The sequence below is a fragment of the Flavobacteriales bacterium genome (assembly GCA_016699575.1).
Classification (GTDB): domain Bacteria; phylum Bacteroidota; class Bacteroidia; order Flavobacteriales_F; family PHOS-HE28; genus PHOS-HE28.
Window position 1 is genome coordinate 980,268 of the sequence record CP064979.1, and the last position, 19,152, is coordinate 999,419.

Genomic DNA, 19,152 nt, shown 5'->3' on the forward strand with positions numbered 1-19,152 from the left:
ACGTGTATAGAACGGCACCACGCTCGAAGAGATCCAACGCGCCTCCCCTGCTAGACTTGGCATCATGTGCAAACAACTCCGCAACATCGCTTTCGGTCTGGTATTCATGGCGGGGCATGCGGGAGTGGCGCAGTGGTCGCGCACGTACGGCACCGGGCTGGGCCTTAACGGCCTTGTGCTGCGAGCGGATACAGAGATCGTTGTGGCTGGTGCTTGGGCCCCGTACCAAGGCCCATTGCTGATGCGCCTCGATGCGCAGGGTGACACCTTGCAGACCACTGCATATCCATGGTATTGGACGCCGGGTCGTACCAGCACGCTGGTGCCCGCACCCGATGGCGGGTTGCTGCTTGCAGGCAGCATGTCCAATGCGGGCAATGACGTCACCGTTGCGCACTTTTCGCCAACGCTGGACAGCATCCGTGCCGGATACTCGAATGATGCCTGGAGCTGGCATGCCATCAACCTGACGGTTGCCCCGGACTCGACCATCTTGGTTTTCGGGGAAGCGGGGCCTGCTTGGGACTTGGGCATCCAACGCTTTTCGCAACAACTGCAGCTTCTGGCGTCGTACCGCTTTCTGAGCCCCACGAACGAGACTTGCGGCAACGGCATTACGACCTTTGAGGGTGGTTTCGCCGTGGCTGGCATACGTGTACTATCCGGGGCGGATTGGAACATGCACGTGGTGAAGTCCGACGCCCAAGGCAACATCCAGTGGGAGCGCAGCATCGGCGATGACTGGTACGAGCTCGGCGGTTTCATTGCGCAAGCACCCGACACGAACTACTACGTGGCTGGAGGCTACCGCTGGCCGAACGTGCTGTTCGCGCGCAGCACCTTGGTGCAGTTGAACAGCGCTGGTGTTCCGCTGTGGTACTGCGTGGTGCCGACCGTCGGCTCCAGCTGGTTGTTAACCAAGCCGGTCATCACCGACGATGGCCGCGTGCTGGCAGCCGGCAAGAGCATCATGAACGCTTACTACCGGGGCCAGTTGATGTGTGCCGACACGAGCGGCGCGCTGCTGTGGGAGCGCACCTACGCGACGGATACAATGGCCAACAATGCCTTCCTTGACATGCAGCAAGACCCCGACGGTGGGTTCGTTCTGGTGGGCCAAGCCACGGACCCGCTAACAGGGGACGACCGGCCGTGGGTGGTGCGTACCGATAGCGTGGGTTGTTTGGTTCCCGGCTGCGATGTGATCGATGGGATACAGGACCAGCGCACAGATCTGGGCAGCGCATTGATCATTGCACCGAATCCAGTGACCGATCACGCACTGGTCACCGTGCGACTACCGTCAGGCATCAATTATGGAGCCTTGCAACTAACACTCACAGATGGTTTAGGCCGCCGACTGCACTCGCAGTATGCCCTTAACCAGAAGACCGTGGAAGTCAGGCTCGAACATCTGACTGATGGGACCTACTATCTGCACCTCACGAATGGGCCACACTGGTTGTCGGGTGGAAAGCTCGTTAAAGAGTAATCCCCACCCCACCCCCGCTGTTCATAACTGCCCTGCCTGCACCGGCCCCGCGCAAGGCCCCCCGGTAGCTTCGCCGCAAAGCCGCCGTAGTTGGTGCGGCGTTGTGCATGTCCCTGCTGCCTATCGTCCTGTGGATCCTCGTGGGTGCCGTTGTGGTGCTCCTCTTCTTCCATGCCGCCATCTTCAGCCGCCTGGCCTTCCGCACCAAGTGGCCCGCCCCCGACCGCACACGCCCGGTGAGCGTGGTGATCTGCGCCCGCAACGAGGCCCGCAACCTGCAAGGGCTCATCGACATGCTCATGGAGCAGGAGCACGACGAGTTCGAGGTGGTGATCGTGAACGACCGCAGCGACGACGACACCCTGGAGGTGCTCAACTGGCTGAAGCCGAAATACGAGCGCCTGCGCGTGGTGAACATACAGGCCGACGAGAAGTTCAGCTACGGCAAGAAGATCGCCCTGGGCGTGGGCATCCGTGCCGCCAAGCACCCGCACATCGTCCTCACCGATGCCGATTGCGTGCCCGCCAGCCGCCAATGGCTCTCGCTCATGTGCGCGGGCTTCAAGGACGGCCGGCAGATCATCATCGGCCACAGCCCATACGCGCACACGGGCGGCCTCACCAACGTGCTGGAGCGCTACGACGGCACCACCAAGGCCATGCAGTACATCAGCTTCGCGCTGGCGGGGCTGCCGTACATGGGCGTGGGCCGCAACCTCGGCTACACGCAGGAGCTCTTTTTCAGCGCCCGCGGCCCGCGCCGCCACGCCCACATCATGAGCGGCGACGATGACCTCTTCATCAACGAAGTGGCCCGCGTGAAGAACACCACCGTGATGGCCGACCAGCGCGCCTTCATGACCACCGCCGCCACCGCCGACATGGCAACGTGGATCCGCCGCAAACGCCGTCACTTCACCACGGCGCAGTACTACCGCTTCGGCCACCAACTGCTGCTGCTGCTGCTGCCCGCCGCGCGCCTGCTCTTCTGGGCCTGCGTGGTGGCGCTGTGCGTAATGGGCCAGTGGTGGTGGGCCCTGGCCGCGCTGGGCGTGGAGCTGCTGCTCTTCTACCCCGTCGTAGCGTTGGCCCTGCACCGCCTGAAGGCCGGTGCCCTCCTCATCGTACTAACACTGCCGCTCGAATGGCTGTTCCTACTACTGGACCCGCTGCTGTACACCAGCACGCTCATCATCAAACCACGCCGATGGAAGTAAGCGAGAACCTCAGTGACAAGGCCCGGTACGACCTGGTGCTCGTGCGCCGCGCCGTGGACAAGAAAGACCAGAAGGCCTACGCCGAACTGATGAGCCGCTACCGCGACTCCATCTACTTCATGTTGTTGAAGATGATCAACAACAAGGACGACGCGGAGGATCTTACCATCGAGGCGTTCGGTAAGGCCTTCAATCGGCTGCACCAGTACACGCCGAACTACGCCTTCAGCACCTGGCTCTTCAAGATCGCGTCGAACAACTGCATCGACTGGATCCGCAAGCAGAAGAAGAAGATGCTCTCCATCGACCAGCCCTTCGGCACGGAGGACGGCGATGAGATGACCATAGAGCTGCGCGGCCACGGCCCCGATCCGGTGGACGTGGTGATCAAGGACCAGAAGGCCGAGGTGATGCGCGAAGTGGTGGACAAGCTGAAGCCGCGCTACCGCACCCTCATCGAGCTGAGGTACTACAAGGAGTACAGCTACGAGGAGATCGCCGAGGAACTGGACCTGCCGCTGGGCACCGTGAAAGCGCAGCTCTTCCGCGCACGCGAGTTCATGATGAACGTGCTGGGGGCGCGGAGGGATACTATCTGAGGGGAAAAGCAAGTGTCAAGGTCCAAGGCTCAAGTGACAAGGTCCAAGTAAGTGCTACCTGTCGGTTCTTGAATTTTGACACTTGTCACTTGGGCTTTGACACTTGGAATGGAACGCCTGCTCCACTACTTCCCTGACCTGTCCGCCCAGCAGCGCGAGCAGTTCGCGGCATTGGGCCCGCTTTACAACGAGTGGAACGCCCGCGTGAACCTCATCTCACGCAACGATATCGTGCACCTCTACGAGCGGCATGTGCTGCACTCGCTGGGCGTGGCGATGGCGTTGGAAGGGGCAACGCAGGATCGCTCGGCGTTGAAGGGTTTGTCACTTCGAGCGCAGTCGAGAAGCGACTTGAAGTTCATCGACGTCGGCACCGGCGGCGGCTTCCCCGGCGTGCCGCTGGCCATCCTCTACCCGCAGTGCACCTTCCACATGATAGACGGCATCGGAAAGAAGATCGCTGCGGTGAAGGGCGTCATTGAAGGATTGGGCCTCACCAACGCCACCGCCGAGCAGGTGCGCAGCGAGGACCACCGCCAGAAGTACGACGTGATCGTGAGCCGTGCAGTGACCACGCTGCCCGAGTTCATCAGGGCTACGAAGCATCTCGTGCCTCACCCCCAACCCCTCTCCAAAGGAGAGGGGAGCCGCATCCTCTATTTGAAGGGCGGCGAGTTGGCCGACGAGATCCTGCCGGTGAAGCAGCCCGTGCGCGTGCACGAACTGGCGTCCGTTTTCCAGGAGGAGTTCTTCGCCACGAAAAAGGTGGTGGAAGTCGCGCTGTAGCGCTACAGACTGCCGTCACACGGCAATGCTCGAACCTCACCCCTGCAATCTCCGAAGGAGAGGGAGGAATGCGTGCAAGCGACTACCGCCATGCACCTCGGCAGGAACTGTAGCGCTCGCAGCGAGCGATAGACTAGCCCAGCGCGCTCTGACCCTCTCCTTCGGAGAGGGCAGGGTGCGGTCGATCGCTCATCTGCGTGCGGCTCAGGTTGTAGTACAACCCGCCCGTGTCGGCGATGAGCTCATCGTGCGTGCCGCTGCTGGCAATGCTGCCTTTGTCGAGGACCAGGATGCGGTCGGCATTGCGCACGGTGCTCAGGCGGTGCGCGATGACGATGCTCGTGCGGCCCTTCATCAGTTCGTCCAAGGCATCCTGCACCAGCTTTTCGCCGGCGGTGTCCAGTGAACTGGTGGCCTCGTCGAGGACGAGGATGGCAGGGTCCTTCAGCACCGCACGCGCAATGGCGATGCGCTGGCGCTGACCCCCGCTCAGTTGGATGCCGCGCTCGCCGACGATGGTGTTGTAGCGCTCTGGAAATCGCTCGATGAACTCGTGCGCGTTGGCCTTGCGCGCGGCTGCCTCTACCTCGGCATCGGTGGCGCCGGGCTTGCCGTAGGCGATGTTCTCGCGGATGCTGCCACCGAACAAGAGCACCTCCTGCGGCACGATGGACATGCGATCGCGCAAGGCGCTCAGCGGGTAGTCCTGCGCATCCTTGTCGTCGATGCGGATGCAGCCTTCGTTCGGCGTGTAGAAGCGCAACAGCAGCGATGCGATGGTGCTTTTGCCCGCCCCGCTCGGGCCCACTAGCGCCACGCGTTCGCCCGGCTCGGCCACGAACGACACGTCCCGCAGCACTGGCATGTCCTCGCGCGTGGCATACCGGAAGCCGACGTGCTCGAAAGCGATCCGGCCCTTCAACGAAAGTGGCGCGTGCGACTTATCCAAGCTCACCGGTTCTGGCTTCTCTTCTTGGATGTCGAGCAGGCGCTCAGTGGCACCGATCGCTTTCAGCACCGTGCCGAACATCTCGGGGATGCTCGCGAAACCAGCGGCGATGAAGACGGTGACCATGATGAACGTGATGATCTGTCCGGGGTCGAGCGTACCGGCCTTCTTCAACAAAACAGCCTTGTACACCACCAGAACCACCGCACCGAACATGCACAGGATGATGAACGACACGAAGGCCCCACGCCAGCGGGCGCCTTTCAATGCCATACCGCGCGCAGCCTCCACGCTCTTGCCGTAGCGGACCACTTCCCACGCCTCGTTCGCGAAAGCCTTCACGTTCTGGATGCCTTGCAAGGTCTCGTCCACGATGGTGCCACTGTCGGCAATGCTGTCCTGTACCTGTTTGCCGAGTTTTTGGATGAACCGCCCGAAAAGCATGGCCACCACCGCTACCACCGGAATCACTGCGAGCATGGTGTACATGAGTTCACGACTGAGCACGAACAGCAGGATCATGCCCAGCACGATGATGATGGTCTGCCGCACCAGCTCAGCCGTCACCGTGGTGAACAGGTCCTGGAGCAGTGCCACGTCAGCACTGATGCGGCTGTTCAACTCCCCCACCCTGCGCTGCGCGAAGAAGGTCATGGGCAGCCGCAACAAATGGCTGTAGGTGTCCTTGCGCAGCTGCGTCAGCGCGTGTTCGCTCACATAACCGAAGAGGTAGATGCGCCCGAAGCCGAACAACGCTTGCAGGATGAACGACAGGCCCAGCAGCTTGGCCACCGACGAGGTGTCGGTAAGGTCGAGCAGCGTGCTGTCCATGAAGCCTGCGGTCACCGGCTTGGCGTCCATGAGCTTGCCCAACAGCACAGGGAACACCAAACTGAGCAAGCTGGTGATGACGAGGAACACGAAGCCCAGCGCGAAGTGCCCACGGTAGGGCCGCATGTAGCGGAAGATCCGCGCGGCCTTGCGCAGGGTCGTCTTGTTCAGTTTCGCCTTAGGGGCGTCGTGGTCCTTGAAGCGGCCGCGTGCCATGGTGGTTGATCGGGGCGCGAAGCTATCCGACGCTACGGTGGTGCACTACCGTTCGTGGATCCCATCATCGCAAGGGCCGCGTAGGGCCCGAAGCGATCCAGCGGCATCTACTGCACGCAGACCAAGTCGTTGGTCGCGTAAGAGATCCCGCACAAACGCGGGTCGAACTGATCGCCGAAGACGGGCACAACATCCGTGCTGAAGCAAGGGCGCTCGTGGTCCAGCACCATGTAGAACGAACGTGTGACATTGATCGTGGTCCCGTTGTCCAGTTCCGCTATCAAGTGGTAGAAATAGCGGCCGGAGAACCGACGCTGGTCCTCTGGAAGACCGGTCCTGCCATCCCAAACAGGATTGAAAACGTCGGTCTCCATCACGGAACCGCCACCAGAGGTCGTTATCTCGAAGTAGGTGATCGTGCCATTGTAGACGAACGGGTAGAACACGTCATTGATCCCGTCGCCGGTCGGTGTGAAAAGGTTGGGCACGTTCACGTTGATAGTGTCATCACAGTACAGGAACGCTGGCTCCAGGTCGATCCTGGCCGCCTTCTCCTTCTTGCATGCCGTAAGGCCAACAGCACCATTGAGGACCATGACAAGGACCAGCCGCATGGAACGAATGTAGGCTCCCTACCCGTGCACCGCCTTCATCTTGTCGGCGATGTGGTTGAAGAGGTTCGTGAGCGGCTTCTCCACCATCATTTTCAGGAAGGTGTTCAGGTCCGCCTCGAAGACTTGTCCCAGCTTGGTGAGGCCGCCCTCCTCGTTCAGGTGCACATCCAGGGTGAACGGGAACGGGCTGCGGTCCGTGGCCTTCAAGCGCACATGGTTCGGGGCTGTGCCGCCGTCGAGCATCAAGCCGATGGTCGCCGCACCCGCCACTTTGAACGAGCACGACTTCCCGTCGCTCTGCCAATCGCTGATCTTGTCCTGCGGCAACAACTGCTTGAAGTTGTTCATGTCCTGCAGGAAGTTGTAGAGGTCGGCCGCGGGCTTCGCGATCTCCACTTGCTTGCTCTCGATGCGGGTCATGGGAAAACTGGAAATAGGAACGTTGAAAGATGAAAAAGGAGAGCGGTGGCTGGGATCAGGCGTTTCAGCTTTCAGCCTTCACTTTTCCCCATGTCGCCGGGCTCTTGCGCCATTCGTTCAACGGCAGCAGGTCCTTCTCGGTGATGTAGCCGCTGTGAAGCGCTTGATCCAGCAGGATGCTGTAGTTGGTGAGCGAGAACAGCTTCACCTTGGCCGTGTCGAAGGCCTCACGTGCTTCATCGAACCCGTAGGTGAAGATGCTCACCATGCCTTTGACCTCAATGCCTTCCTCTCGCAACGCCGCGGCCGCCATCAAGCTGCTCTTGCCGGTGCTCACCAGATCCTCCACCACCACCACGTTGCGGCCGGTGCCGATGTCGCCCTCCACCTGGTTCTTCATGCCGTGCTCCTTCGCGCTGCTGCGCACGTACACGAAAGGTAGTCCCATGTCGTGCGCTACAAGTGCACCATGCGCGATACCGCCCGTCGCAACACCGGCGATCATGTCCGGACGACCGAACTCGTGCTCGATGGCCTGCACGAACTGCTGCCGGATGTAGGTGCGCACGGCGGGGTACGAAAGCGTCTTTCGGTTGTCGCAGTAGATCGGGCTCTTCCAACCACTGGCCCAAGTGAACGGTTTATTCGGGCTCAACTTCACCGCTTTGATCTGCAGCAGGAACTCGGCTACTTTCAACGCGGGATCAAGACGTGCATCCATGCAGCGAAAGTATGTGGTTTGGTCAGGAGGGCGCAGGTTGGAGTTGGTGGCTTCAGGCCACCGGGTGATGGATGTGGACAATGAGGATGCGCTCGTCGTGTCCGTGAAGAACGAGGCAGACCTGCAGGCGGCGCTCCACGGCATTGGGATGTCGTCCACGAGCAATGTTGTTCTGCATTCACCCTCACTTGACGAACTGTGGACCTGGTACCGGTCACGCTTCACCTTCGTGCAAGCCGCAGGCGGTGCAGTCACCGATGAGAACAACCGACTGCTGGTGATGCACCGCCGTAACATGTGGGACCTGCCCAAAGGCAAGGTGGACGAGGGTGAAGCGATCCCCGTGGCCGCAGTGCGCGAGGTGATGGAAGAATGCGGGTTGAAGTCTGTGCGCATCGACCCGGTGTTCAACGCGACAGGTCACGGACTACTGTGCAGTACCTGGCACACGTACGACCACAAGGGCAAGCAGTTCCTCAAGCGCACCGATTGGTTCCTGATGCGTTCCACTTCCGGGGAAAAGCTCATCGCCCAGGAAGAGGAGGACATCACCGAAGTGCGTTGGATGAGCGCCGCCGAACTGGACGCCAGCCGTGAAGGATTCTACCCCACGCTGCACGAGGTCATCGAGGCGTGGCACACGGCGCGCTGAGCCCCCTCCGGCACTGATCTACATTCGCGCGCCTTTTTCACCGGCCGCATGAACTACCTCTCCGTCGAACGTGTCAGCAAGCGCTTCGGTCCGCGCCAACTGTTCGAGGACGTGAGCTTCGGCTTGGAGCGCGGCCAGCGCATGGGCCTGCTCGCGCGGAACGGTGCCGGCAAGAGCACCCTGCTCAAGTGCATCGCCGGTGAAGACAAGCCGGACAGCGGCATCATCACCTTCCGCAAGGACATCCGCGTGGCCTACCTCAGCCAGGACATGCAGATGCACGGCACGCGTACGCTGGTGGATGAAGTGCTCGACAACAACGATCCGATCAGCACGGCCATCCGCGCATACGAACACGCCCTGGCCAAGCACAGTCCCGACTTGCAGAAGGCCATCGATCGCATGGAAGAACTTCATGCATGGGACCATGAGGCGCGCATCAAAGGCATCCTGCACCTCTTCGGCCTGCACGATCTGGAGCAGCCGGTGAACACCCTCAGCGGTGGACAACAGAAGCGCTTGGCGCTGGCCAAAACGCTGGTCACCAAACCAGACCTCGTCATCCTCGACGAGCCCACTAACCACCTCGATCTCGACATGATCGAGATGCTCGAGGACGAGCTGGACACGCCGGGCATGACGTTGCTCCTTGTCACACACGACCGTTACTTCCTTGACCGCGTGTGCGACGAGATCGTGGAACTGGAGGGCGGGTCGCTGCACCGCTTCAAGGGCAACTACAGCTACTACGTTGAGAAACGCGCACAGCTCGACGAGGTGCGCGATGCCACGCAGGACAAGCTGCGGAGCCTCATGCGCCACGAACTGGAGTGGATCCGCAAAATGCCCCGTGCACGCGGCACCAAGAGCAAGAGCCGCGTCGACGCGTTCAAGAACCTGAAGGAAGAAGCCACCCGGAAGTTCGACAAGGAGGAGGTGTCGCTGGAGATCATCGGCAACCGCCTCGGCGGCAAGGTGATCGAAGCGCGCAACCTCACCAAGAGCTTCGGGGAGAAGATCATCGTCAAGGGCTTCAGCCATTCGTTCAAGGCCGGCGACCGGTTCGGCATCGTGGGGAGCAACGGCATCGGCAAGAGCACCTTCATCGACCTGCTCATCGGGCGCCAGCAGCCCGATGCCGGCACCACCAGCATGGGCGATACGGTGGTGCTCGGCTACTTCGACCAGAAGGGCTTGCAACTGAAGGAAGACAGGCGCGTGATCGACGTAGTGCGCGACATCGCCGAGATCATCCCCATGAGCAAGGGCCGCAAGATCACGGCCAGCCAGCTGCTAGAGCGCTTCCTCTTCACCAAGGAGCAACAACAGCAATGGGCCAGCCTCCTGAGCGGCGGCGAACGACGGCGCCTGCACCTCTGCACGGTGCTCATGGCCAACCCCAACGTGCTCATCCTCGACGAGCCCACCAACGATCTCGACATCCCAACGCTCAACGCCATGGAGGACTTCCTGGCCGAGCTCAACGTATGCCTGTTGGTGGTGAGCCACGACCGCTTCTTCATGGACAAGATCTGCAGCCGCCTGCTGGTCTTCGAGGGCGAAGGCCGCATCAAGGAGTTCGTTGGCAACTACACCGAGCTGCGCGACCGCAAGCAACAGGAGAAAGCACGGCTTTCGGCCGCGCAATCGCAGCAGCGCGCCGCCGAGGCTGCCGCAACCGCAGTTGCGACTTCCACGGCCAAGGCAAAGAAGATGACCTACGCCGAGCGACTTGAGCTGGAGAAGCTGGACCAGGAAATGCCGCAGCTGGAGACACGCAAAGAACAGCTGACCGCCTCGTTCGCGGAAGCTGGCATCAGCCATGATGAAATGATGAAGCGCAGTGCCGAGCTGGAAGCGCTCATCAAGGAACTCGACGCGAAGAGCGAGCGCTGGCTGATGCTGATGGAAAAGGCGGAGAACGCCTGATCAGAACTTGGCGCACGGCACCACGCGGCGCTTGGCCATGCTCTTCTTCTTGCGCTTGTCGGCCAGTTCGTAGCTCAAGGTGAGCTCGTGCGCACCACCGGACCGGCTGGCCAGCTTGCTGATCGTCAGATCATAGCTGTAGCCGATGCGTAGATCGTTCACGGAAACGCCGAGCACGATGGCGATCGCATCGCTGTTGCCGTAGCCCGGCGCATAGGCCTTGAACAACGGCAACCCGCGGTACCACAAGCCCATGAAGAAGGGCTCGCGCTCGTAGTAGGCCCCAAGGTCGAGCTGGTCGTACTTCCCCTGCGCGCGGTAATTGAACGCAGCGATGACATACTGGTGCTTCTGCTTGATCAACCGCGTCTTCAATTTCATCCGGCGTCCACCATGCAGGCTGAACTTCCCGGGCACCGCGCTCTCGCTCTTCAGCAGCGATTGGTTCGGTCTGTTCATGTGGTGCCATGACATTCCGAGCCAGGTCTTCGGGGTGAAGTAGAGCAAGCCACTGCTGAAATCGGTCCAGTTCGCCGAACGTCCCTCCAGGCTCTCGTACGTACCCACATTGCCACCCCGCGCCAGTTGGTCACCGAACACCAAACGCCCCCAATCCACACTGTGGTTCACGTAGCCGAACTGCAGTGCAGGCCGCAAGAAGACCTTGCGCTTCAACTGTATCTCATACGCGTACTGGACGTTGACGGCGGTATAGCGCAAGGCACCGCTGCCTGCACGGTCATGCATCACGTTCACACCTATGCCGCTGTTCAGCTCGCGCAGGTAGTGGTCGAAACTTGCGAAGGCGGTCGTGAACGTTCCCGGGATCGATGGCCACTGGTCGCGGTAAGCCAGCGCAAAGCGCGTTTGCGCCGAGGTACCGGCGAAGGCGGGGCTCAAATAGGTGGGGCTCGCATAGAACTGCGTGAAATGGGCGTCTTGCGCATGCGACACACGCACACACAACCCCAACAGCAGCACCAGCGCGCCCCTACTTGCCATGCGCGGCGGGGGCCGTTTGCGCCACGGCGCGCGTCATGCGCACGTCCATCAGCAGTTCGCGTTGTCCGTTCGTCATCACCGGCTTGAACTCACCGGTGTAGGCGGTGCATCCATCACTTTCCACCAGCATGCGGTAGGTGCGGCCGGGTTCCACCACCATCAAGTAGCGACCGGTCGAAGCGTTCGTGTTGTAGATGCCGTGGGTCTCCGACCGCGACATGTCCACCAGCGTGATCCGTGCGCGGAGCGGCTCATCCAGCGGATCGGTGACCACGCCCATCACGGCAACGAACTCCAGCTGGTTTTCGGGGAACCGCACTTCGTAGATGTCCTGGGCGCCGAACCCCTCCGGCCGTTCACTGCTGAAGTAGCCCGTCCGTCCGTCGTCGCTCAAGCAGAAGTAGATGTCGTCGTTCACCGTATTGAGCGGACTGCCCATGTTCTCGGGCTCCGTCCAGGTGTTGCCCTCGGGTTCCAGCAGCGCGCTCTTGAAGATGTCGTAGCCGCCCATCGTTCCGTGGCCGTTGCTGCTGAAGAACATGGTCTGCCCATCCGCGTGCATGAACGGTGCATCCTCATCGTACGCACTGTTGATGGTCGGACCGAGGTTCAGCGGTAGGCTCCACTCACCGTTGGGCAGGCGCTTCACGCACCATATGTCACGGCCACCTTGACCACCCTCGCGATCGCTGGTGAAATAGATGCTCGTTCCGCCAGGGCCCAAACTGGCGCTGGGTTCATGGTCCCCGCTGTTCACGTGCTCGGTGAGCAGTTCGGGAACGGTCCAACCCACGGGCGTGCGGCGTGTCATGTACAGGTCGCCACCGTTCAGGTCGGCGTCGCTGCGGTAGATGATGAGCGTATCGCCGGTCGGGCTCATGCCCACTGTGGCGTCCATCGCCTCGGTGTTCAGGGGTGCACCGATGTTCTGCGCAGGCATCCAGCTGCCGTTCATGCGGTTGCTGCGCCAGATGTCCTCGTACCACTGGCCGTTCTGGTCCCGCTTTTCGCCCATGGTGCCTTCGCGCCGGCTGGTAAAGAACATCTTCGACCTGTCAGCCGTCACCAAGGGGCAGTAGTCGTGCGCCTTGCTGTTCACCGTCGCCCCGAGGTTGATGATCACTTGATCCTCGGGCGTGCGCGTTAACGTGCGGGCCACCATGCTCATGGCCGCGTGGCGGTCAACGTCGGCATCAGGTACCGAGCGCCCCTCCAGATGCTTATAGGTCGCGAAGAGTGCAAGCGCCTCTTCGAAACGCTGTTGACGATGGCGGCACAGCGCCAGCATGTAGTGCGCCTCGACACTGCCATTGCGCACCGCTTGCGCAAAATGGCCTGCCGACTGCGCCCATCGGCCCGGTAGCCTCCACTCGCACATGCCAAGGTTGTAGCTCACCTCGGCGAACGTGGTATCAATGGGCAGCAGGCGCCGGTAGATCTTCGCGGCATCCGCAAAGGCCTCGGCTTGCATGAGCAGCTCTGCTTCATCCAGCATGCGCGTCTGCGTTCGCTTGAAGCCTTCCTGTGCCACGGAAGCGTGCGCCAGGATCGTTCCTGCAAGGATCAGTGCGGTCTTCTTCATCATCGGATCAGTGTTACATCGCCGCTCTGCACGGCTTCACGCCCATCACTGAAGCGCGCGAAGGCTTTCCATGCATAGACGTCCTGTTTGGCGGGCTGCCCACGGTAGAAACCGTCCCAGCCCCTGGTGATATCGGTGGTCTCGAAAACAAGCTCGCCCCAGCGGTTGAACACTTGGAGACGATAGTCCTCCACCCCTTTGTAAAGCGGGAAGAAGAAGTCGTTGTTGAAGCTCTGCGGATCGTACGTGCCGTCCGTTGGCCCACCGCTTCCCGGCGTGAACGCGTTCGGGAACGCGAGTTCCCCAGCAGCAGTTCCAATGGCAGCAGCAGCCATCAGGAACGTATCCGGGCAGTTCCACTGGTTGTTCGCCACCAGCATCACATCGAAGGTGTCCGGATAGGTGTAGTAGTGAACGGGGTTGGTCTCCGTAGTGTTGGTGCCATCACCCAAGTCCCACCAGTAGGTCTCGGCATTGCCGCTGAGGTTGTAGAAGAACACCGGCTGATTGGGCACCACGACTTCCGTGGGCTGCGCCGTGAAGAAGGCCTGCGCCCGAGGGTGCACCACGACGATGTTCTGCTGGGTCACGGTGTTCACAGTTCCACCCACACCGAACGCGGTCATGGTCACCGTGTAGGTGCCCGGCAGGTTGTAGGTGTACAGCGGATGCTCTGCTGCGCTGGTGCCGCCATCGCCGAAATTCCACTGGTAGCTGACACCCTGCAGGCTGGTATTGGTGAACGCAACGGTCAGCGGTGCGCATCCCTCGCCACCCCCGATGAACGACGCGGTGGGGATCGGCGGGGTGATCTCCACCATCTGGACAGCAGTGTCGCTGCAGAACGCACTGCTCACCACGAGCACGACATTGAATTGTCCCCAAGTGGAATAGGTATGGTCCGCCGGGAACTGGTCCGCGCTTCCAATACCGTCGCCGAAGTCCCAGTTGTAGATCCAATTGCCTGGGCCGCTCGTGTTCGAGAAGGTTACCGTGCTCGCTGGAAACTGCTGCGTGAACGGCGTGGCAACGAAAGCCGCATTGGGTAACGGATGCACCGTCACCACCTGGCTCGTCGTATCGCTGCAACCGAAAGCACTGGTGGCGATGAGGGTGATGGTGTACTGGAGGTCCGCCGTGCCGTTGTTCACGTAGGTGTAGGCCGGCGTTGTTCCCGTGAGGACAGTGCCATCGCCCATGTCCCACATGTAGCTCACGGCCCCGATGCTCGTGTTGGTGATGTTGGTGGCCATGGGTGCGCAGCCACTGGCGGGTGTGTTGAAGCCAGCGATAATGTCGGGGAACAGCTGAACCTGCACCGTGGCGGTATCGGTGCAACCGAGCACGGTGCTGGCCACCAGCTCCACATCGTACGTGGTGAGCGCGGTGCCCGGGTTGCTGTACGTGTGCTGCACATCCCCAGGGGCTTGGGTGAGGAAGGTGAAGTCGCCGAAGTCCCAAGCGTTGCTTGCACTGCCGATGGTCAGGTCATCGAACGAAACGTCCAACGGACCACAACCAGCCAAGGTGTTGGGCACGAACTGGGCGATCGGCGCCGGATGTACCGTCACCGCACCATAAGCAGTGTCTGAGCAGCCAAAACCGTTCGTCGCCACCAGCGTCGGCACCCATGACTGGTCCGCAAGGGACTGATTGATGTACGTGTGCGACGGTGCGGGCAACGCGCTGAAGCTGCCATCACCGAAGTCCCAGAAGTAGCCCGTGGCACCCTGGCTCACGTTCGTGAAGTCGGCATCGAACGGCGAACAACCGATGGAGTCGTTCACGAAAGCCGCAGTGACGCCCGGGAATACCTGCACCGTTGCGTTCACTGTGCTGGAGCAGCCATTGTTGCGGAGCGCGGTGAGCGACACGTTGTAGGAGACCGTGCCCGGCCCCAGGTAGTTGAACCACGTGTAGCTGTGCACTGGGGCCATGGTCGTACTGGTTGTTCCATCACCGTAGTTCCAACTATAGCTGTCCGCACCAGAGCTCATGTTCTGCAGATCAGTGGTGAAAGCATGGCATCCGTCCGGATCGGCAACGAGCAGTTGGGCCACCGGAGCACCGAACACGGTAACCGTGCTGGTGGCAGTGTCGATGCAGCCGAAGGCATTCGAGGCCACAAGCGTCACGGTGAACACGGTGTCCGTGATGTTCGGATTAAGGTAGGTGTGGGATGGCGATGCGCCTTGACCGGTCGTACCATCGCCGAAATCCCAGTCGTAGCCTACCGCACCCACCACCGCAGGAATGGTCACGGTCAATGGACTGCAGCCGCTGTCGGGAAGCGCGCTGAACGTAAAATCGGCCGTTGGGTATACAAGAATGTTGGCGAAAGCGGTGTCGCTGCAACCAGCTGGCGAAGTGGCAATGAGCGATGCCGTGTTGGTGGCCAGGAAGAACGTGTTGTTCACGTACTGGTGGCTCGGGTTCGTCGCATTGCTCGTCGGGGTTCCGTCCCCGAAATCCCAGGTGTACGTGCTCGCACCAGTGCTGAGATTGGCAAAGTCCACATCGAAGGGCGCACAGCCCGGCATGCCATTGTGCGTGAACTGGGCCACGGCCGCTGGTGCAACCGTGATCGCAACCACCATCGTGTCGCTGCACCCGAAAGCGGTGCTGGCGATCAGCGTCGCTTGGAAAGTCGTGTCGGCGGGTCCGGCATTGAAGTAGGTATGCGTAGGCGCGAACGAACTGTCCACCGATCCATCACCAAAATCCCAGGCGTAGTTCACCGCACCCGAACTTGCATTGTTGAAAGTGATGGGCAAAGGGGAGCAACCCAGCGTTGTGCTCGGCATGAACAAAGCCGTCGGCTTGGCCTCCACGGTCACCATCTGCGCCCCGGTATTGCCGCAGTAGGGTGTCGTCACGGACAATGTCACGAGGTAATTGCCTGCGTTCGCATACAAGTGTGTCGGATCCTCGAGCGTGCTCGTGTTGCCGTCGCCGAAGTCCCAAGCCCATTGAATGACCGGGTTCCCGGGGGCTGTTACACTATTGTCGGTGAACTGGGCCACGTTGCCTACGCACACGTTCTGTGCTCCGATGGCTACCGTCGGCGGAGCGTACACATGCACGACGATGCTCATTGCGTTCGTGCAACCGTCGGCGTTGGTGGTGGTAAGCGTAATGGTGTAGTCGCCGACCGTCCCGTAGGTGTGCGGCGGAGGCGTAAGGCTGTTATCGGAGGTCCCATCACCGAAGTCCCACACCTGGCTCACGGCGTTCAGACTGTTGTTGGTGAAGCTCACGACAAGGCTGTTGCACGCGGCCGTGCTGTCCACACTGAAGAGCGATGTCGGCGCGGGCAGCACCACTACTGGCACGCTTGCCGTGTCCGCACAACCTGCAGTGGCTCCCTGGATGCTCGCTGCGTAGCTCGCCGTGTAGTCGCCCGCAGTGATGTAGGTATGCGCTTGGTTGCCGGCACCGGTGTTCTGCCAACCGGCGCCGTCACCGAAGTTCCACTCGTAGTAGTTGGCGCCACCGCTGTTCGTCTGGAAGAAGTTCACTGTCTCGCCAGCGCAAATGGTGTCCGGGAAGCTGGCCAGCGTGACATCCGGCGGAGGCACGATGTTGATCGTGACGTACGCCGTGTCGATACCGCAGTAGTTACTGTCCAGCAGCATCACGTTGTACGTGCCGATACCGGGGTAAGCGATCGTGCGCGGGAACGTGGGCGGCCACGGCGTCCAGTCGATGATGCTGTCCTGTCCCTGGCCCCAGTAGTTGCCGAAATTCCAATACTCGAACCGCTGGTAGATGTTGCCCTGCATCAAGCAGTTGCGGTCGGTGGTGTTCAGGAAGGTCACCACCGTGTCAGGGTAGCACAGCAACGTTGCGCTGGGCGCAATGGCCGCTTCGTCCAGGTCCCATACGCGGATGGGGTTGAACGTGGCGAAGCTGGGTCCTCCCTGCAACGTGTTGCAGTAGTTCTCTGCTTCCAGTCGCACGGTGGTCTCGCAGTTCACCGTGCCTTGCAAGTAAGTGTGCGAGATCGTCTGGCCGAGGTTGGTGTGATCGTAAACCTCTAACGGGCTTCCATCACCGAAGTCCCAGGTGAAGACCGTGTTCGGGGAAACGTTCGTGGAACTATTGATGAACTCGATGGATTGCGGCGCACAGATCTGCGTAAGGCCGCCCACGGGGATCTGGATACTGGCGCTTGTGCTCTCCTCCATCACCAGCACACCTTGCACTACACAGCCGGTAAGGGTCTCGGTGAAGGTCACGATGAACGTGTCCACCGCGGCGGTATAAACGTGGCTGATGCTGCCCGGGGGTACCAAGGCTGGGCCGTTCTGAACGGGACTGCCGTCGCCCCAATTGATGGTGTAGGCTCCGGTGGGAGCCGGTGACGCGATCAACAAGGTGTAGTTGTTGCCCGAACAGCTGTACCAATACGGCGCAGTGCCGGGCACCCCGTTGTAGTCGTACAGCTGGGGGCACTGCGCGCTCGCCCACAAGCCCGAAAGGGCGGTGAGGAACAGGAGGAGTTGCCGTAGTGAGCGCACGGGTGGGTCCGGGTCGGGCGCTCATACGTTCCGACAGGTCAAGGGGATACGTACCTGCCATGGAGCCTCCCGGAATGTCGACGGAACCCCCCGACGGCAACGCCGTATGAAGCCGTCGGGCAACTGCCCAATGCACCCAATGGAACGGTTCGATCTGTGCGTTATCGGCGGCGGGCCCGCAGGCTACGCAGCGGCCATGCGCGCCATCGACCTCGGCCTGCGCACCCTGCTCGTCGAGAAGGACCGCATCGGCGGCACGGGCATCTACAACGGCGCCCTCACCAGCAAAACGCTGTGGGAGCTTGCCCAGCGCGTGGCCAGTGCCAATGAGGTGGTGCGTGCCCGGGGCCGTGAACCCTTCCGCCTGGGTTGGGACGAGATCAACAAGACACTGAACGAAGCCGTTTTCGAGCGCAAATATCTCTACGCCTGCCACATGCAATTGCTGGAGAACGCGGGCGACCGGTTCCAGCACGAACGAGGCACGGCCTCCTTCACCGGTGCGAACACCGTGCGCATCACACGCGGACAGCATGTCACCAACATCGAAGCCGCGCATTTCGTCATTGCCACGGGCAGCCGTCCGCGGGTACCGGCGGAGATCCCCGTCGACGAGCGGAACATCCTCACCAGCGATGGCATCTTCAACATTGAAGACCTGCCCAAAAGCATCGTCATCATCGGTGCTGGTGTCATTGGCTGCGAGTTCGCGACCATCTTCACCAACTTCGGTCGCACCAAGGTGCACATCATCGACCGCGCGGCCCGCGTGCTGCCGTTCGAGGACCCCGATATCAGCCAGCTCATCAGCAGCGGGTTGGAGCGCAAGGGGGCCGTCATCCACCGCAACAGCAAACTCGAACGCATCGCCGTCGCGAACGGAAAGGTCGAGTATGAACTGACCAATGCGGATGGGCAGCGCGAGATCGTACGCGTTGACAAAGCACTGGTGTCAGTGGGCCGCATCCCGAACCTCGAAGGCCTCAACCTCGGCGGTGCAGGGATCGCGTTGGATGCCAAGACAGGCCTTCCTCAGGTGAACGACACACGTACCACGCAACCGCACATCCACATCGTGGGCGACGCGACCGGCAGCAATATGCTGGTGAACCTCGGCGAACTGGAAGGGCGGCATGCCGTGGAGCTCATCTGCGGGCAGCTGAACGCGCCATTGGCCTACAACAACATCAGCACCATCATGTTCCTCGATCCCGAGGTGGCCGGCATAGGCGCCAACGAACAGGAACTACGGAAGAACAACATCCCCTATCGCCTCGCCAAGATCAACTACGCCTGTCTCGCACGCGCCATTGCCATGCGCAAGACGAAGGGCTTCTTCAAGATCCTGGTGACCGACGATGATGAAATGCGCGTGCTCGGTATGCGCGCGGTCGGCGAGCACGCCAGCAGCGCCATCCAAGCCGTGGCCCTCATGATGCACACCGGCATGGGCATCGAGCGTCTCGCGGAAATGGTGCATCCGCACCCGAGCATCACCGAAGGCGTTCAGGAATGCGCACGCATGCTGTTGGGCAAGAGCATCTTCAAAAGCCCTGTCTTCGGCGACAAGATGCAGTGCTACCGCTGGCGCCCGAGCGCGGAGGAAGTCAAGGCGGCTTGAG

14 protein-coding genes are annotated in these 19,152 nt (G+C 61.2%); 7 read left to right on the top strand and 7 right to left on the bottom strand.

Features of this window, described 5'->3' with window-relative positions; translation table 11 throughout:
- Positions 1–64: 64 nt before the first annotated feature.
- The 4 genes from IPJ76_04080 (at position 65) to rsmG (ending at position 4,094) form a co-directional block, all read left to right on the top strand.
- Positions 65–1,492 carry a hypothetical protein gene (locus tag IPJ76_04080; protein ID QQR87412.1) on the top strand — a complete coding sequence of 476 codons (1,428 nt, stop codon included), beginning with the start codon at positions 65–67 and terminating at the stop codon, positions 1,490–1,492.
- 107 nt (positions 1,493–1,599) lie between these two features.
- Positions 1,600–2,709 (top strand): glycosyltransferase, encoded by a 1,110-nt coding sequence (locus tag IPJ76_04085; GenBank protein QQR87413.1) that lies wholly within the window; start codon positions 1,600–1,602, stop codon positions 2,707–2,709.
- Positions 2,700–3,308 (top strand): sigma-70 family RNA polymerase sigma factor, encoded by a 609-nt coding sequence (locus IPJ76_04090; protein ID QQR87414.1) that lies wholly within the window; start codon positions 2,700–2,702, stop codon positions 3,306–3,308. The genes IPJ76_04085 and IPJ76_04090 overlap by 10 nt, the downstream gene beginning before the upstream one ends.
- 108 nt (positions 3,309–3,416) lie before the next feature.
- Positions 3,417–4,094, top strand: coding sequence for a 16S rRNA (guanine(527)-N(7))-methyltransferase RsmG (rsmG, locus tag IPJ76_04095; GenBank protein QQR87415.1), 678 nt, complete (start codon positions 3,417–3,419; stop codon positions 4,092–4,094).
- A gap of 133 nt (positions 4,095–4,227) precedes the next feature.
- Here the strand turns inward: rsmG and IPJ76_04100 are convergent, their stop codons facing one another.
- The 4 genes from IPJ76_04100 to IPJ76_04115 all read right to left on the bottom strand — a co-directional run bounded on the left by IPJ76_04100 (position 4,228) and on the right by IPJ76_04115 (position 7,845).
- Positions 4,228–6,090, bottom strand: a complete 1,863-nt coding sequence (locus IPJ76_04100) for an ATP-binding cassette domain-containing protein (GenBank protein ID QQR87416.1) — start codon at positions 6,088–6,090, stop codon at positions 4,228–4,230.
- A gap of 107 nt (positions 6,091–6,197) precedes the next feature.
- On the bottom strand, positions 6,198–6,704 hold the full coding sequence (locus IPJ76_04105) for a gliding motility-associated C-terminal domain-containing protein (GenBank protein ID QQR87417.1): 507 nt from the start codon (positions 6,702–6,704) through the stop codon (positions 6,198–6,200).
- Positions 6,705–6,722: 18 nt separating this feature from the next.
- The gene (locus tag IPJ76_04110; GenBank protein ID QQR87418.1) at positions 6,723–7,124 is read right to left on the bottom strand and encodes an SRPBCC family protein; all 402 of its coding nucleotides are present in this window, start codon (positions 7,122–7,124) and stop codon (positions 6,723–6,725) included.
- Positions 7,125–7,188: 64 nt separating this feature from the next.
- Positions 7,189–7,845 (bottom strand): orotate phosphoribosyltransferase, encoded by a 657-nt coding sequence (locus IPJ76_04115; GenBank protein QQR87419.1) that lies wholly within the window; start codon positions 7,843–7,845, stop codon positions 7,189–7,191.
- Here IPJ76_04115 and IPJ76_04120 point away from each other — a divergent pair.
- Positions 7,844–8,497, top strand: a complete 654-nt coding sequence (locus IPJ76_04120; GenBank protein QQR87420.1) for an NUDIX domain-containing protein — start codon at positions 7,844–7,846, stop codon at positions 8,495–8,497. The two genes, IPJ76_04115 and IPJ76_04120, sit on opposite strands and share 2 nt — an antisense overlap.
- A 48-nt stretch (positions 8,498–8,545) precedes the next feature.
- A complete protein-coding gene (locus IPJ76_04125) occupies positions 8,546–10,426 on the top strand; it encodes an ABC-F family ATP-binding cassette domain-containing protein (GenBank protein ID QQR87421.1) in 1,881 nt (626 codons plus the stop codon).
- Here IPJ76_04125 and IPJ76_04130 read toward each other — a convergent pair whose 3' ends face one another.
- The 3 genes from IPJ76_04130 to IPJ76_04140 are packed head-to-tail and all read right to left on the bottom strand — an operon-like array spanning position 10,427 to position 17,530.
- A complete protein-coding gene (locus tag IPJ76_04130) occupies positions 10,427–11,428 on the bottom strand; it encodes a type IX secretion system membrane protein PorP/SprF (protein QQR87422.1) in 1,002 nt (333 codons plus the stop codon).
- The gene (locus IPJ76_04135) at positions 11,418–13,013 is read right to left on the bottom strand and encodes a PD40 domain-containing protein (protein ID QQR87423.1); all 1,596 of its coding nucleotides are present in this window, start codon (positions 13,011–13,013) and stop codon (positions 11,418–11,420) included. The genes IPJ76_04130 and IPJ76_04135 overlap by 11 nt, the downstream gene beginning before the upstream one ends.
- Positions 13,010–17,530 (bottom strand): PKD domain-containing protein, encoded by a 4,521-nt coding sequence (locus tag IPJ76_04140; GenBank protein QQR87424.1) that lies wholly within the window; start codon positions 17,528–17,530, stop codon positions 13,010–13,012. The genes IPJ76_04135 and IPJ76_04140 overlap by 4 nt, the downstream gene beginning before the upstream one ends.
- 139 nt (positions 17,531–17,669) lie before the next feature.
- Between IPJ76_04140 and IPJ76_04145 the strand changes: the two genes are divergently transcribed.
- A complete protein-coding gene (locus IPJ76_04145; GenBank protein ID QQR87425.1) occupies positions 17,670–19,151 on the top strand; it encodes an NAD(P)/FAD-dependent oxidoreductase in 1,482 nt (493 codons plus the stop codon).
- Position 19,152: the final 1 nt, after the last annotated feature.

What these genes read in the sequence shown, in the direction of transcription:
- IPJ76_04135 (QQR87423.1), bottom strand. Translation starts at nt 13,013, where the DNA reads ATGATGAAGAAGACCGCACTGATCCTTGCAGGAACGATCCTGGCGCAC.
- IPJ76_04130 (QQR87422.1), bottom strand. Translation starts at nt 11,428, where the DNA reads ATGGCAAGTAGGGGCGCGCTGGTGCTGCTGTTGGGGTTGTGTGTGCGT.
- IPJ76_04125 (QQR87421.1), top strand. Translation starts at nt 8,546, where the DNA reads ATGAACTACCTCTCCGTCGAACGTGTCAGCAAGCGCTTCGGTCCGCGC.
- IPJ76_04090 (QQR87414.1), top strand. Translation starts at nt 2,700, where the DNA reads ATGGAAGTAAGCGAGAACCTCAGTGACAAGGCCCGGTACGACCTGGTG.
- IPJ76_04145 (QQR87425.1), top strand. Translation starts at nt 17,670, where the DNA reads ATGGAACGGTTCGATCTGTGCGTTATCGGCGGCGGGCCCGCAGGCTAC.
- IPJ76_04085 (QQR87413.1), top strand. Translation starts at nt 1,600, where the DNA reads ATGTCCCTGCTGCCTATCGTCCTGTGGATCCTCGTGGGTGCCGTTGTG.
- IPJ76_04080 (QQR87412.1), top strand. Translation starts at nt 65, where the DNA reads ATGTGCAAACAACTCCGCAACATCGCTTTCGGTCTGGTATTCATGGCG.
- IPJ76_04105 (QQR87417.1), bottom strand. Translation starts at nt 6,704, where the DNA reads ATGCGGCTGGTCCTTGTCATGGTCCTCAATGGTGCTGTTGGCCTTACG.
- IPJ76_04100 (QQR87416.1), bottom strand. Translation starts at nt 6,090, where the DNA reads ATGGCACGCGGCCGCTTCAAGGACCACGACGCCCCTAAGGCGAAACTG.
- IPJ76_04110 (QQR87418.1), bottom strand. Translation starts at nt 7,124, where the DNA reads ATGACCCGCATCGAGAGCAAGCAAGTGGAGATCGCGAAGCCCGCGGCC.
- rsmG (QQR87415.1), top strand. Translation starts at nt 3,417, where the DNA reads ATGGAACGCCTGCTCCACTACTTCCCTGACCTGTCCGCCCAGCAGCGC.
- IPJ76_04120 (QQR87420.1), top strand. Translation starts at nt 7,844, where the DNA reads ATGCAGCGAAAGTATGTGGTTTGGTCAGGAGGGCGCAGGTTGGAGTTG.
- IPJ76_04115 (QQR87419.1), bottom strand. Translation starts at nt 7,845, where the DNA reads ATGGATGCACGTCTTGATCCCGCGTTGAAAGTAGCCGAGTTCCTGCTG.